This window comes from Methanothermococcus okinawensis IH1 (assembly GCF_000179575.2).
GTDB classification, from domain to species: domain Archaea; phylum AGJL01; class Methanococci; order Methanococcales; family Methanococcaceae; genus Methanofervidicoccus; species Methanofervidicoccus okinawensis.
Genome location: NC_015636.1, coordinates 1646144 through 1662525, shown reverse-complemented (window position 1 = coordinate 1662525; position 16382 = coordinate 1646144). Strand labels below are relative to the sequence as shown.

The 16382-nt window shown below is 28.4% G+C and carries 16 protein-coding genes and 1 pseudogene; all 17 read right to left on the bottom strand.

All coding sequences use genetic code 11. The annotated features are described in order from the left end of the window. Window positions 1-67: 67 nt before the first annotated feature. Window positions 68-940, bottom strand: coding sequence for a cohesin domain-containing protein (locus METOK_RS08230; protein WP_013867757.1), 873 nt, complete (start codon window positions 938-940; stop codon window positions 68-70). 55 nt (window positions 941-995) lie between these two features. Next, entirely contained in the window at window positions 996-1748 is a 753-nt protein-coding gene (locus METOK_RS08225; protein WP_013867756.1) for a CARDB domain-containing protein, read from the bottom strand. Window positions 1749-1780: 32 nt separating this feature from the next. Further along, window positions 1781-2422 (bottom strand): NosD domain-containing protein, encoded by a 642-nt coding sequence (locus METOK_RS08220; protein WP_013867755.1) that lies wholly within the window; start codon window positions 2420-2422, stop codon window positions 1781-1783. Between the two features lie 241 nt (window positions 2423-2663). Further along, window positions 2664-3319: pseudogene (locus METOK_RS08930) on the bottom strand (C25 family cysteine peptidase). Between the two features lie 17 nt (window positions 3320-3336). Then, window positions 3337-3864, bottom strand: coding sequence for a C25 family peptidase propeptide domain-containing protein (locus tag METOK_RS08205; protein WP_048057964.1), 528 nt, complete (start codon window positions 3862-3864; stop codon window positions 3337-3339). A 49-nt stretch (window positions 3865-3913) separates the two neighbouring features. Next, on the bottom strand, window positions 3914-4102 hold the full coding sequence (locus METOK_RS08200; RefSeq protein ID WP_048057963.1) for a hypothetical protein: 189 nt from the start codon (window positions 4100-4102) through the stop codon (window positions 3914-3916). 268 nt (window positions 4103-4370) lie between these two features. Next, complete coding sequence (locus METOK_RS08195; RefSeq protein WP_013867753.1) at window positions 4371-4625, bottom strand: hypothetical protein; 255 nt, start codon at window positions 4623-4625, stop codon at window positions 4371-4373. 176 nt (window positions 4626-4801) lie between these two features. Continuing rightward, window positions 4802-5710, bottom strand: coding sequence for an S-layer protein (locus METOK_RS08580; protein ID WP_232210809.1), 909 nt, complete (start codon window positions 5708-5710; stop codon window positions 4802-4804). Window positions 5711-5917: 207 nt separating this feature from the next. Next, window positions 5918-8320, bottom strand: a complete 2403-nt coding sequence (hypF, locus tag METOK_RS08185) for a carbamoyltransferase HypF (protein ID WP_013867751.1) — start codon at window positions 8318-8320, stop codon at window positions 5918-5920. Window positions 8321-8424: 104 nt separating this feature from the next. Next, complete coding sequence (locus METOK_RS08180) at window positions 8425-9291, bottom strand: topoisomerase DNA-binding C4 zinc finger domain-containing protein (RefSeq protein WP_013867750.1); 867 nt, start codon at window positions 9289-9291, stop codon at window positions 8425-8427. 133 nt (window positions 9292-9424) lie between these two features. Further along, entirely contained in the window at window positions 9425-11131 is a 1707-nt protein-coding gene (locus METOK_RS08175) for a thiamine pyrophosphate-binding protein (protein ID WP_013867749.1), read from the bottom strand. Window positions 11132-11350: 219 nt separating this feature from the next. Beyond that, the gene (locus tag METOK_RS08170; RefSeq protein WP_013867748.1) at window positions 11351-12571 is read right to left on the bottom strand and encodes a SufB/SufD family protein; all 1221 of its coding nucleotides are present in this window, start codon (window positions 12569-12571) and stop codon (window positions 11351-11353) included. After that, entirely contained in the window at window positions 12547-13287 is a 741-nt protein-coding gene (sufC, locus tag METOK_RS08165) for a Fe-S cluster assembly ATPase SufC (protein WP_013867747.1), read from the bottom strand. Before sufC ends, METOK_RS08170 begins: the two co-directional genes overlap by 25 nt. A 60-nt stretch (window positions 13288-13347) precedes the next feature. After that, on the bottom strand, window positions 13348-13905 hold the full coding sequence (afpA, locus tag METOK_RS08160; protein WP_013867746.1) for an archaeoflavoprotein AfpA: 558 nt from the start codon (window positions 13903-13905) through the stop codon (window positions 13348-13350). Window positions 13906-14016: 111 nt separating this feature from the next. Continuing rightward, window positions 14017-14613 (bottom strand): flavodoxin family protein, encoded by a 597-nt coding sequence (locus METOK_RS08155; RefSeq protein ID WP_013867745.1) that lies wholly within the window; start codon window positions 14611-14613, stop codon window positions 14017-14019. 65 nt (window positions 14614-14678) lie between these two features. After that, the gene (locus tag METOK_RS08150; RefSeq protein WP_013867744.1) at window positions 14679-14966 is read right to left on the bottom strand and encodes an MTH865 family protein; all 288 of its coding nucleotides are present in this window, start codon (window positions 14964-14966) and stop codon (window positions 14679-14681) included. A 159-nt stretch (window positions 14967-15125) separates the two neighbouring features. Beyond that, window positions 15126-16304, bottom strand: a complete 1179-nt coding sequence (locus METOK_RS08145) for an FprA family A-type flavoprotein (RefSeq protein WP_013867743.1) — start codon at window positions 16302-16304, stop codon at window positions 15126-15128. Window positions 16305-16382: the final 78 nt, after the last annotated feature.

The following is a 16382-nucleotide window of genomic DNA, read 5'->3' as shown; positions in this document are numbered from 1 at the left end:
ATAAGATTATATAAGGCATTTATTTTACGATTGTAGTAGGAATTATTTCATTATTATTTAAACTTACTTAATTTACATTTCTACCAAGTAGGGTATCTTTTTTACTCATTCCTAACCAGTATATCTTGTAGGGTTCCAAATATACATTGGATATATTGTCATTTCTTGTATATATGCGTCCATCTAAATCAAGTATTTGTATCCAAGTGTTGTTTATGGATAATATATAATCGCTTAGTTTTACCTTTCCATTGTAGTTTTCATAATCATTTATTGCTGGATTTACACCTACTAAGTTGTATCCTGGATATACTATTCTTGATGGTGGGTTTGAAGGTTCTGAGTTACTATTATATAATATATTCATTATAGTATCATTTTTACAGAATATATAGTATCCATACAATACCTTCAAATTGTTTTCCCTATTTAATTTCCATGAGTTGTTGTAGTATGTGATTATCTCTACAACATTTGAAGGATTATCGAATGTTATGTTGTTCCTATGTGGTAATGATATTGCATTCCAACCTTTTTTCAAGTGTATGGTGGTTCTACTTATAATACAATAGTTGGTTACTTTTGTAATTATATTTGAATATTTTGTTCCGTTACTGTCGCAAATTGTGGTTTTTTGCAATGAAATATTGCCATTTCCTGAATTTAACGCTTTAAAGGTTAATGTTGCTACTTTAAAATTATTATTTGGAAGATTGGAGAACCACACCAAACTTATTAATCCTGATGAGGTATTTATCATTCTTAAATTTGCATTATTTGAAACATTGCTCAATGTAATGGCTGTCAAGTTTAATATACTTTTATTGTATGTAATAATGGTTTCAAACCCTCCACAATTAGGAATATCATCCACTTCCAAACTTATATTGAATGTTTCGCCTGTTTTTGAGATTATATATTCTGGATTTAATTTAGCCAAAATATTGCCATATACATAAAATACTGCTGAGTATTTATTATTTGATTCATTTATCTCATTTACTTGGGTTGTTGATATCTACAACTACTGTTAAATTATGAGCTCCTATTGTTAAAGGTTTCCAATTAAATAAAATGGTTTCGATACTATTTGCATTTAATGAATTTATTGTTTTTGTAGCTACAATATTACCGTTATCTTTCAATACTGCATTGAATGATGATGCATCATTCATTCCCATGTTTTTAATGGTTGCATATACTATGTAAGAGTTATTTACCACTATTAGAGGTTTTAGAATTCTAATATTTGTTACTGTTAGGTCCGGTCGAGGGGTAATATTAATAATTCTATTTATTTTATAGTTTTCAAATTTGTTTATTAATGGATAATTATCATTAATGTTGTTACAGTAGTCAAGATTATAAGGAGTATCTCCAATACCATCTCCATTTGAATCAGTACCATTGTAATCTGAATAGTAGTTTCCTAAGTAATTGCAATATGTATTTCCGTTGTATGTGTAGTTTATTATATATGGTGAGTGGAATATGTTATTTTGTAAGTTAGTTAGGTAGATATTTCTCTTACTGTTATTTATGAAGTTGTTTAGGTAGATTATATTGGATGATGATGAATCAAGGTAAATTCCATTATGGTCATTGCAAACAGTTACATTAGTTATGGTATTGTTGGATGATAAATCAAGAGTAATTCCATAATTATTATTACTTGCATTTACATTAGTTATTTTACTGTTAGATACATTCCAAAATTCAATACCAAAACTTACATTATTTATTGACATATCTCTTAAAGTTATATTTTTACAATTTATGGCTATAACTGACCTGCATTGTCTATTACTTTATCTTTTTCATTTTCTAAATAAACCAACGGTTTTCCATTAACTGTATTGTTTTTTATTGTATTATGGTATGATTTCCAAATACATAATCCACAATTGTTGAAATTATTGTTGGTTATATTGTTGTTGAATGATGTATTAAGGATGATTCCATCACCATAATTAATACTTACATTTACATTAGTTATTGTATTGTTGGATGATGAACCAAGGTAAATTCCCTCATCAAATCCTTTAACAGCTAAATTCTTTATTGTGATATTTTTATGATTATTTACATAGATACCACATTTCCAATGCCAATTTGTAGTATTCCTGTCTAAAATATGCCCATTTCCATCCAACACAACATTATTTGCATCTATGGTTATTGCTGTTGTAGTTAGATTTTCACAGGAAGTATTTAATATATAATATCCAGGAATCTCGATATTATAAGGTAAATAATTTATAAAGATTTTTTTATTCAAATTAACTTTATTATTTAAACTTAATGAAGGGTCGCCATATAGGTTAAAATCCATTAAATTCATCATCCAGCAGCCATCATCATAATTAGCAAGATTACTTTTTGCCGCATAAAGTGCCTCTCCAACGGGATAATCCAATGCCAAATATTTTGAAAATTTATAGCCAATCTCATTACCACTTGCTGTTCCATCTGGTTTCCAATATCCTGGATTATACCATGAAACCCTTGAAGCTGAAACCGTAGCAACTGCACCTCTTTTTAATAATGAATATCCTAAATTATCCGAATCTTCTGGATATCCATTTAAGCACGAACATTGATAAGTTATTGCTGGTTTGTTGTCCGATAAATTACATACATCAGATGAATTAGTAAAATTTACCCTACTTCATTTCATTGTAGTCAGGAACACCATTACTGTTATTATCGTATGCCCAATATTTCCTATAAGCTCCCCATGAGCTACCATGTCCGCTCCAAAATACCAATCCATATCCTTTATTCCACTCGTTTATCACATTTTCTTTGTTTATTGGTGCATTGTAATATGGAGCACTAGTTGGAACTGGATTTAACCCCTCTCTTTCATACATTATATAGTAAGAATAATTTAATGGTTGCAATATATTTTCAATTAAATATTTTGGTAAATCCCTATCATCTGTTCTTTCATACCAACTTCCATCTTCATTTTTATAATTTGCTATCGCCATGGGTAGTAAAACTCTTCTTCTCCAATTACCACTGCTATTTTCATATTTATGGTTTTTATAAATATATTATTTAGTTGGGTGAAATTTCCATAGAATGGGATTCTTCCGACAAATACTTCTGGATAGAAATCCACATCATCATTAAGGTCTCCATATATACCATTTCCATCTGAATCCCAATTTCCAGTTAAATCTGCATAGAAATAATCTGTTGGTGATGCTCGATAATATGTTGCATAATATCTTGGATAACACATCATCATTGGAATATCTCCGTAGCCATCTGAATCATTTAATGGGTCATCTGGGTTTGGATTGCCAATCAACAATACATATTTTATTCCTAGGTTTGGTAATGATTTTTTAACCAATTTCTAATAGTTATGACTCTTTGCTGTCCTGTGGCATTTCCATAATCATTTTCGGTTATAATCAATGGATTAAATCCTCTAATTTTTAACCAGTTTGTAAAATTATTTAATGCTTTGGCTGATTTATTAATGCGATTTGTTGTTACAATTACATAATCATACTTAACGGATGATGAGCCATATTCAGCAGGTAGTAGGGTATTGGTATTTAATGCATCAGAATTCAATAAATTATAATGATTCAAGAGATGCTTAGTATATGTGGATATAGAATATTTTTTATCAGCAGTATTCAATAATGAAGGTAGATGATTTTCACCCCTTAAATTATAGGATACTCTGAAAACTACTTTTTTAACATGGTAAGCCTTTTTTTGAACTGGATTATAGAGAATAGGGTTAAAAGATATGGCTATTAATTTTGCCTCTCTCAACTGCCCTTTATTTACGATATTTGCGGGTCTCTCTGGGTAAAAACTATCATTGTTATATATATTCATATTGTATCCATTGACGATATGTTTCCCTATTCCATAATCTACTATTGTTTTATTTATTCCATCTGCAACTTGGTGGAGCTGGTTTAATATTTAATGTTCTATTTATATAGTTTCCATCAACTTTAATTATTTCCAATTTAACCGTGGATAAATTACAATTTGACGGAAGGATTATATTATAAATTTTATACGGCAACATTGGATTTCCCGGAGCTCCTCCATTATAAAATCCATCCATTATAAATAGGTTGCTACCGTTAATATCTTTAATATTATAGTAGTTGGAGGACGTTAATGTATAATTATCAGATAATTCTCCTTTTCACCCCACAGCTACTAATGATTTCCAGTAATGAACTGAAATATTGTAGTATTTTTTATTTTTATACTTCTATTATTACTATTTTTTATAGGTATGATAGCACATGTTTTTTCATCGATATAATTTAAAGCTGGATATCCAACACAGTACGTGTAATTTTTAGATAAATTTGATATATTTAATACTATAATTCCAGGTATTTATTCTCCCTGATTTTTTTAAGAGGTATTGTTTTTATTTTTTCAAATACTCCTGAACCAGGAATATCCTCATTAATATAATAAAACCTATAAAGTGATACATTTTTAGGCTCTCCTTTAATTAACACATAATTTTTTGATATAGGATTATCGCATATAACCGTTATATTAACAACAATTATACCATTCTCCCTGTTGTCGCCTGTCCTATCTAAGTTATTATTTACACAGCAACACATAATGCCTAAAAATATTATTGATATAACTATTGGGATATATAAATATCTTTTAATGATTAACCACCACCCCTTTTTATTTTATAACATTTAAAAATTTTATATTATTTATTATATTATCTATCATTTTATAAGTTATAAAAATTATTGAATTAGAAAATATAAAATAAAAAAAGTAATTAAGGTTTATTTATTTTTATAGCTTCATCATCTTTCCATTCTACAAATGTAGGTTCTGATGGAATATCATCCAATGTTTTGAAGTATTCTACTGCTGCTTTTGTTCCGTATCTATCTGAACCTGCCAATAATATTACATTATGTCCATTTATTGTCTGTTTTTGGATGACTCCCATATGAGCTCCTGGGTAGTTATTTGTTACTTTAACATTAAATTTGGAAAGATATTTATTAGTTAATGGGTTAGCTACTGGACCTCCTATTAATATACAGTCTTCTTTTATTTCCAATGGTTTATTTACTAATTCTGATGTATCTTTAAGATGTTTTGCCGATAAATCTTTGTCAATTTCGGAACCTAATATCAATTTATAGTTATGAACAATTTTTTTAATCTTTTCTGATTTTATATCACTTGCTACATCGTTATAAGACACTGCGATAGTTTGTGAAATAGTCCCACTGCTACCTTCTACGGTTGAGTTAGTAGATATAGATGAGTTGGTGGATATGTTATTAGATATATTATGTCTTTCATTATTGCCCAATACCTCTTTTGGAAAAGTTAATGATAATTCTTTTACATCTCCACTTTTCCATGTTGTGGTTTCATCAGCCTTATAATTTCCGATATAAAATTCAACAGTTTTTCCTTCATCATCCGAACTTCCTTTAACTATCAATTTTTCTTCTGAATAACTTTTTCCCCCAAATTTATTATTTTTGATAATTATCGAGCCTCTTTCCTCCCCATTAATTTTTGCCACCAATTTTACATTATTTAATGTTCCTCCACCTTCTACATTGATAGTTCCATAATATGAAGCTGGGAGTATCGGTGCAGATTCAGCATATACTGCGGATGTTAAAAAAATAAATGTAAGAAATAAAAATATTTTTTTTAGCATTGTTTCACCATTATTCATTATACCCCATTTTAATGACATTAGTAAATTATTTTATATTTTTAATATTTATTTATTAATTAGTATATTCAATTAACATTTATTTTTATTATTTTATTTTTATATATTTTTTACTATTTAATTCCAACATATCTAACTATAAATTTTATAAATTAAACAATATATAATGCTTTTTACCTCATTTAAATTTTAACACCTGCTGTTTAAAATATATCCAATGCCCTGACCAAAACTAATACCACCATCCCCATTGGGAACTTGCTTATGGTATAAAAATTTAAATCCGTTATCTTCCACATTTTCCCTTATTCTCTCAGATATGATTTTATTATAGGAAACTCCACCTGTTAAACCTATATATTTAATATCATAGAGCTCCGCATTTTTCATGGCAATTTCTGAAAGTCCTTCTGCAATAGCCAAATGAATATAATAAGCTATAAATCCTTTTTTAAATCCATTTAATAGCATATTATAGCAGTTATAAACTAAATCGGTTGTATTTAATATATTGTTTTTTATTTCGATATCATTTTTAGCCATTTTTAAACATTTAGTATAATCATCTGGATGTTTTTTTATATAACTCTCCGCTACACTTTCCATTCTAATGGCATATTCACCATCATAAGTTCTTTTATTTGTTATAGAAAGTAATGCAGAGATAGAATCTAAAATTCTTCCGCACGATGTGGTTTTTATAACATTTATTTTTTTATCCAACTGGAAAAGCATAAGTTTCAAATCCTTATCACTGAAAAAGTTATATTTCTTAATAAATTCAATTAATTCATCGGAATTTAATCTTTTATACAGTATTGAAAATAACATTCTAAGCGGATATTTTGCAGATAAATCCCCGCCTGTTTGATACTGTTCTTCCAAATGACCCACTCTTTTTATATATTTATCGTTTTTATAGTTTTTATTTCCATTATTATTTTTATCATCATAATCATACCTATATTTTAAAATTTCACCTCCCCAAATATTTCCATCTTCACCATATCCAAGCCCATCGACAGTGATAAAAATAGCGTCCTCAAATATGTCGTTGTCTCCCATCAATGCATAGGCATGTGCTTTGTGATGTTGTAGTTTATAGAGCTCGGTATCAAATTTCTCTGCGAGCTCGTATGCAAGTTTTGTAGAATTATAACTTGGATGTAAATCACTTACAACAGCATCTAATTTATTTGTATTTGTTAATCTTAAAATATTGTATATTGCATCATTTAAATAGTTAAATGTTTCATACTTGGAGGTATTTCCAATATATTGCGTTAAATAAAACTTATTGCCTTTAACTAAACATGCCGTTGAGTTGAGCTCAGGACCCACGCATAATATATTTTTGTTGTTATTTTTAATTAAACTGTTATTTACAATAATGGGTTCTGGCACATAGCCTCTTGAACGCCTTAAAAATATCATTCTGTTATTTATTTTCTTTAATACGCTATCATCACACCTATTTATTATTTCACGATTGTGAAGCAAAAAGTAGTCTGCAATATCCTTCAAATTATTTAATATATCTTTATTTTTTATAGACATTGGGAGACCTGGAAGATTGGCGGATGTCATAATATAGGCAATTTTATCGGTATTATCAAATAAAAGATAATGTAATGCGGAATACGGTAGCATAACGCCTATGGTATTTAAATTGGATACATATTTTGAAAAATATTTATTGTAATCTTTATTTTTTTCAAGAACAACAATAGGTCTTTTTGAGGATTTTAAAAGATTCAATTCATCATCATCAAAAGTTGCAAATAAATCTAAATATTCCAATTTTGTCATTATGGCAAATGGTTGAGTTGGACGATTTAATTTATTTCTTAAATTTAATACAACTTCATCATTATCACAACAACAGGCTAAATGAGTTCCACCAACGCCTTTTATTGCAATTATATGTCCCTCTTTCAGAAGATTTACTGTATTTTCAATAACATCTTCTTTTTCACATAGTATTTTTCCATTTTTATCCGTTAAAAATACTTTTGGACCACATTTTGGACAGCATGTTGCCTGAGCATGGAATCTCCTATCCAATGGGTTTTTATATTCATTTAAACAATCCTCACATAATGGAAATTTATCCATGGATGTATTATCTCTATCGTAGGGGAGCTCCTTTACTATGGTAAATCTCGCACCACAATTTGTGCATGCGGTAAATGGATATTTGTATCTCCTGTCATTTTTATCCATTATTTCCTTTAAACAATCCTCACATATTGCTATATCTGGTGGAATTGTTCCCTCCTCATTATTTTCGTTATTTTCTTGACTTTTTTCTATAATAAAATCGTTATAGTAATCCATGTAATATTTATATAGGGATTCATCAACTTCATCAAAAACTTTTATTTCATTAATTTTTGCCAATGGTGGTTTTTTATTCATTAAATCATCCAAAAAAGCGTTTATATTAGTTTTATTTCCTATTACCACTATCTCAACATAATTTCCCATATTTTTTACATATCCCCTTAAACTATTGTCTTTGGCAATTCTATAAACAAAAGGTCTAAATCCCACACCTTGAACTATGCCTTTTACCATTATCTTTTTTAGCATAATATATCCCTTAATTAGAGTAATAATAAATTAAATAATTAAATAACTAATGTAAAAATTTAATAGGCATGTTTAAAATTAAAAAAATTAAAAATGAAATAATATTATTTTTTTAAGAATCTCCTATAAAGACAGTTCGGATAGTTTGAACATCCTAAAAACTCTCCTCTTTTGGTTTTTACCAATCTGAGTTTTCCACCACACCATGGACATATATCATCGTGCATCTGTTTTCTTACCTCATCCACAAATGAATATCCACTTTTACATAACCTGCTTTTATTGTATCTTATTATATTATTTTTAACATCTACATATATTAGATAATTTTTAAACAATTCTGTATTTTCCAAATCAACGATAAGTTCGTTATTAGTTATTTCAAATCCTTTTGTAATCTCCATTTTTGTTTTTAATGGTAATAACCAATATCCTTGACCAGAATAGTTAAATAGTCCTGCTTTATATTTTAATCTACCTATTAACCAATTATAATCCCTATTTGCAATATATCTCGCACTTTCTTCAACTGAATTAAACATATTTCTTTCTTTCATTCTTTCCAAAACATCAATTATGTGCTCATCTCCACTATTATATTTTTCCATAAGCATCCTTTCAAAAGTGTTTATAAACTTCTCTTTGTCTATTTTTATACATAATAAAAGACCATTAAATCCATTTGCTACGACATATTTTTCTTTTTCAATAATATCTGCTCTATCAAATTTAAAGTAAAGTCTTGCGTTTATAAATTTATTTTTATTGTCAGAAATCCCTTTTTTCAGCACATAATTCTCTTTACAGTTTTTTGTAACACCATAATAAAAAACTGGACTTTTTCCATTTTTTAATCCGATTATTGATATAAGCCCCTCAGGAACTCTCCAATTTTGATTCCATGTTTTATCACTTAATGCCGTTGCATTAAAGTGCATATTGCTTGTTAGTGTTTTAAATAATTCATCCATGTTTATTCCTCCATTGGTAATAATTTAATTCTATTTATTTTTTTAATTTTTAATTATTTTTTTATTTAATACCTTGATTAACTTTAAAATCATCATCATTTTAAATTATTATTATTTAAGTTAATTTATTTAATTAAATAAAAGGTTTAGGTAGCCCCTCATTTTCACATTCAACTACCATAAGATAAGGTTTGTTATTGTTTAAATAATATTTTATATTTCCTCCTATTTCATCGATATCTTCTATATAAACATTATCAATATCGTAGGCATCTGCTATTTTATTAAAATCTGGATTTTTTATATTACCAAATACATTTAATCTACTATTTTTCATTATTATAATAAGTATTTTTAGATTATTTTCTGATACTGTTGCGAGCTCCTGCATATTCATCTGGAAACCGCCATCACCATTGATGGAAATTACCTCCCTATCGATATTATAATCCAAACATCCAAATTTAACTCCAATCGAAGCGGGAAGCCCAAATCCCATAGTTCCCATGCTATGAGATGATATAATATTTCTTGGAATTACACATTTTTTTAATAATGATACAAAGACTGTATGATTTCCAGCATCTGTGGTAATTATTGAATCATTGGGTAAATTATATAGTATCTCTTTGATTTTTGAAGAGTAATCCCCTAATTTAAAATTTAGACTATTATTAATATTGGGAATATTACCTTTATTATCCTTATTTGTATTGTTATTATCACAATTATTATAATAATTATTGATATTATTGGTATTGGTAGTCATAACCTTATTGCTATTATTTAATGAACTATCATTGTATAACTCATTTAATCCATCAATTAAGTTCTTAATATCACTTAAATCATTAATTTTAATGTCCAAATTAATTACTTTTTTTAAAACTTTATCCCTAATACTTTCAGGTATGGTGTTGTATGAAAGGCTTACACCAATTGAAAATATAACATCGCTTTCCACGATATATCTATTTGCTATAAATGTTCCCCTTCTTCCAACTAAACCTAAACAATTCTTATAATTTTCGTCAATAACACCTCTTGCAGGATAGGTTGTTGCAATTGGAATATTGCATTCCTTCAATATATTATTTATATTACTCATATCATTGTAGGATAATGTTCCATAAATACCTTGACCTATAAGCAACAAAGGTTTTTTAATATCTTTTATATTAATATGTTTTTTAATTATTTTACCTTTTATATCCTTATATCCTAATTTATCCTCATTTTTATGATAGTTGTTATTTTTATCATTATTTTTATTATTTTTACTGTTATTATATCTATTGTATTTATTATAGGTATTGTTATATATGCCGTCATTATTATTGTCATATTCAGTGAGACACTTTACCTTTGATTTAAGAATATCACTTGGAATATTTAAATGGATAGGTTTTTTATTATTTAAAGTTTCAGAAAATGCATTTATGAAATAACCTATGTCTGGTTTATTCATAAAATATCCTTTATATATATTTAAAAAATCCAAAGGTATTTCTTGAAAATAATTTTTATTTATATATTTTCTCATGCATCTTCCAGTGATGGCTATTACAGATGAGGAGTCCTTATATGCTGTGGCAATGCCTGTCATCAAATTTGTAGCACCAGGACCCGCAGTTGCTAAACATACTCCAATATGATTTGTAATTCTACTATACCCATCAGCCATGTGCAGAGCTCCCTGTTCATGTCTGACCATTATATTTTTTATTGGTGATTCATTTAATTTATTATATAATGGAAAAATCTGTTCCCCAGGATATGAAAAAACTGTTTTTATATTATTTTTCATTAGAAAATTTATTATTGTATCTGTAAATTCCATTTTATCCCATAATTTATTATTATATTTTTATTATTTTATTATCTACACATTATCATCCAATTTTTATATATTTTTATATATTTTTCAGTCTTTATTTAAATTATACATTAAAAATAAAAGTTTTTATTTTACGATAAAATAATTACAAAAATATGAAATATGGATAAAATATAAAATAGACCTATAAAATGGATATACTGAAATAATGAGTATTAATAATTACAATCCATCAAGAGTCATATCCATTATTTGCTCAACAGATTTTGCAAGTTTTGGGGGAAGTCCCGATATATCTACGCTTAAAAATCCTTTTATAATCAATGAAGTGGCCTCGTCCTCTGTTAAACCCCTTGACATTAAATACATTAGTTGATTTTCTGCAATTTTTCCAACAGCTGCCTCATGCGATAAATCAAGGTTTGTTTTTTTAGCCTCTAATTCAGGAACTGCATGAAGATGTGCATTATCCGATAAAATTAAACCTCTACATTCCAAATGTCCTTTTACATCTTCACTTTCTCCAACGAGATGACCTCTTGCTATTATTTCAGCATTATCTACAACAATAGTTCTTGAAATCATATCTGCACTGCTACCTTTTCCCGATAATATAGCCCTTGTTCCCATGTCCATCTTTGAGTTTCCTTTACCATAAGCCACAGTTTGAAAGGTTGCCTTTGAGTTATCACCTGCACAATAGACTGTTGGATAACTTTGGATAGATTTAACCTTTGATAATACCACATAATTATTTATGAATATCCCATTTTCTTCAACATATACGCCAGTTCTCGGTCTAACATGGACATTTTCGCCCCAGTCATGTATCATAGTATATGTTAATTTTGCATCTTTTTTTACATAAAATTCAGAAACTCCAATATGAAGACCTGATTTTACATGTGGAGAAGTTGCACATCCAGTAATCACATTCAATTCAGCCCCTTCTTCAACAATGATGATATTATGAACATTTTGAGATGAGCTCTCCTCACCAATTAAAAGGCATGTTTGAAGTGGTATAGTTTCCTTAACACCCTTTGGAACTCTTATGAAAAATCCTTCTGTTAATTCCAATGCTACTCTTGCTGTGTATTTATCCTTAATTTCAACAAGATTCCAAAAGTAATCATCCAAATCATATTTTTTAAGAGCCTCGGAAATTGGCATCATTTCAATGTTTGAATATGTTTTTGAATAAACTGCCTTATTATTTATTTGCAAGTATGAACCTGCTGAGCTCTTCTCCTCAATATCGATACCTATATTTTCAAGTTCGGATTTATACTCTTGGTCGAGCTCAGTCAATGAATCTATTGATATGCCATCTTTTTCTATTTTATATTCTTCAAGATTTATATCTTCTCCGTATGGTGCTGGAACATTTCTATATTTTTCAGCGGTTTCCTTTATTTTTAATGCTTTTTCTTTTGATAGCATTCTACACACCTCTCATATCCATGTTCAATTATGTTGTCAAGGATTTCTTCTGGATGACCTGAACAAGCTATAATTCCATCATAGAGAACATGAGCTCTATCTACATCCATAAAGTTTAATATATGCCCCATGTGTGTGATTATCAAACCAGATTTTTCTCTATCACTTGGTATTTTATTTTTATCGAGTAATTCGTTTATGAGGTTTCCAATTAATTCCACATTTTCCACATCTACACCGCTATCGGGCTCATCAAACATGATAAAATCTGGATTTTGAGCATATATTTGGAGTATCTCAGACCTTTTTGCTTCACCACCCGAAAATCCAACATTTACTTCTCTTTCAAGAAAATCATTAAAATTCAATATTTCAGCCATCTTTTCAATTTCATTCCATTCTCTATTTGAGATAATATTTAGAAGATTTTTCAACTTTACTCCGGGAATTGCTGGCGGATTTTGATATGATATGCCCATTCCAAGTTTTGCCCTCTCATACATTGGCATGTTGGTAATATCCTTTCCTTTAAAATAAATACTGCCCTTTACAACCTCATATTTTGGATTTCCCAATATGGTATTTATCAATGTAGATTTACCTGCTCCATTTGGACCAAATAAAACATGCGTTTCACCAACGCCAATATTTAAATTAATATCTTTTAAAACTTCCTTATCCCCTATTTTAACACATAAGTTTTCAATTTTTAACATTTAATCACCTTTCTTATTTTAAAAGTGACATGAAATACATATCAAAGTTATTCCCTATTTCTAACTTTTCTCACTTTTAACATATTTCAGAATAACATCTTTAATTTCATCCACACTATCCAAGACCGTTATGCCATTCATCTTTCTTAATTTATTAACATTTTCTACATCTTCCTTTCTAATATATAACTTTAAAGTTTTTCCACCGGGAATTATTGTTTCAATCTCTCCTATTTTATTATCTGGCGGATATATATATGTTGGAACCTTAGCTTTAATACCCTGAGCAATTGAATTTGTAATAAGGGTATCGGCAATACAATGTGCCACCTTTGCTACGGTGTTTGCAGTAGTTGGAGCTACAATAAATATATCATATTTTCCAGTTTGAAGTTTTCCCGGCAAAAAGGGAGAATTTGCATCTACTTCAACCCTTATATCATAAAACTCATCTATTAACAAATTCCAGAGTTTATACCATTTTAAAACAACTTTGGCACTTTTTGATGCATATATATCAATATCCAAATTATATTTATTTTTTAAATCAATCATTAATTTAACTATTTCCTCTATTTTATCTCCGCATCCTGTAATGCCCCATGCGATTTTTACCATAAAATCACCTTTTTTAATTATTTTAACTAAAATATATTCATTAAATTTAATGAAACTTATAATATTTCAGTATGTCAATATAATCCTATATATTTATTATATATTTTTTATTTATGCTTTTTTAAATTCAGATACTCTATTTAAAAATTTATTTAATGTTTTTCTTAAAACCCTCAATCCTTCTTTATCCTCTACAATACCCTCTTTGCCTTTGTCCTTTGACCATAATGTAGCACCTAAATTTGCACCAAATGAACCTCCACCTACTGGAATCATCTCATTAATGATGTAAAAATCGTGAATTGTTCTTAAAGCTATCTCCTGTCCTCCATTCCTATCTCCTCCAATAGCTATGCCCATTCCAACCTTACCACTTAAAACCTTTGGATTTTTAGCAACTATTGCCCTGCATCTATCCATTAATGTTTTTAACTGCCCGGTGATATTTCCCTGATAAACCGGAGCTCCCATTATTATACCATCAGCCCATATTAAATTTTCATAAACTTCATTCATGTCATCCTTATAGATACAGCCCTCTTTTTTTCTTATACAGTAATCACAGTGTTTGCAGAAATTTATTTCTTTTCCCGCTACTGAAAAATACTTAGTTTCGCATCCTTTTTCTTTTAAATAATTTAGTGCGTAATTCACCGCATAGTGAGTGCCCTGTAATCTTGGACTTCCACTTATACCAAAGATTTTCATTATTTCACCAACTAAATATATAAATGAATGAATTAATTATACTATAAAAATAAAATAAAAATATTTTATAATTCTTTCTTTTCTTGTTTTTCAATTACGCATTTATTGGATAATTTCATTGCCAAATCATCAGGGCTTTTTATTGGAAAATCTGCATCAGTCATTAATTTAACCAATTCTCCCGCTTCAATATCTCCACAAGGTAATGAAATACCACAAGGCAGTGCATTTGCTAATTCAGTTTTATTTTTTATTGGAAATACATCCTTATCCTTAAAAAATTCAACTAATTTTAATTTAAAATCTTGAATATCTTTCAATGCCTCATACAATGGATGGTTTGTTGTTATCATAATTTATCCCTCTTTTCTGCAAGATATTTTTATTTATTTATATTCTTTTGTATTTTATTTTTTTATATTTTTTTATATTTTTTTATTGTATATCTATTATTTTCATTATATTATATATTTTTTTTGATTTTAATTTTTTAAATTTCTTTTTAAAATTTTTTAATTAATTTTGGATAGTTTTTTTCCAAATTCATAGCACATTTTGAGATAATCTTCCTTTGGAACAAATCTACATTTTAAACATTCATCTTCAACAATTTTAAAGTTTAATTTTTCAAAAGATTTTTTTATAATATCTGTTGCTATCTCCATCCATCCATAAGAGCCAAATGCCGCTGCTATTTTTCCATCTGCTGGATTTAATCCTTCCATATATGCTAAAAACATTGCAACTGGTGGATAGACATTTGAATTTAATGTTGGAGAACCTATTAATACATATTTTGCATCCAATATCTCTCTCATTATTGTATTCATTGGTGTATTGGATATATTATAAATTTTTACTTCGACGCCACTTTCAGAAAGTCCATTTCCTATGGCATGTGCTATTTTTTTGGTGGAGTTATACATGGTGCTGTAAGCTATTACAGCCTTATTTTTGCATTCTTCTGATGACCATTCCACATATTTGTTTAATATTTCGTCTATATGTTCTTTCCATATAACACCGTGGGATGGGCAAATATATTCAATATCCAAATCTTTTAAGGCATTTACAGTATTTGGTATAAGCATTTTGTAGGGCAATAATATATTTGCAAAATATTCCTTAGCATCTTCAAAAAGTTCTCCGATATTTTCAACTTCATAGTCGAATCTTTCCGATGTTGCTACATGCTGTCCAAATGCATCGTTGGAAAATAAAATTTTATCCTCAATGCAGTATGTAACCATATTATCGGGCCAATGAAGCATTGGAGTTCTTATGAATTTTAAAGTTCTTTTTCCAATGTTTATCTCATCTCCTGTATCCACTATTATAAATTCCCAACCTTCTGTATTAAATTGGAGCTCTAAATCTTCCTTTCCTTTTTCATTCGTAATAATCTTTGCACCGGTTAATTTAACGAGTTTTCCTATACATCCACTATGGTCTTTTTCGGCATGATTTACCACTATATAATCAATATCCTTTGGGTCGATTACAGACTTAATGCCATCGATAAGTTCTTCAAACATATAATGTTTTGCAGAATCAACTAAAACATTTTTTTCATCCTTTATTATATATGAATTATAGGAGCTCCCTTTTGAAGTTTCATATCCATGGAATTCTCTAACTTCCCAATCTACTGAACCTACCCAATATACTCCCTCTTTTATTTTAACAACCATTTATCTCACCAAAAATATTTAATTAGAATAAATTATTTAATTAACTCGAATTAAAATAAAATAAATAAATAAAATAAA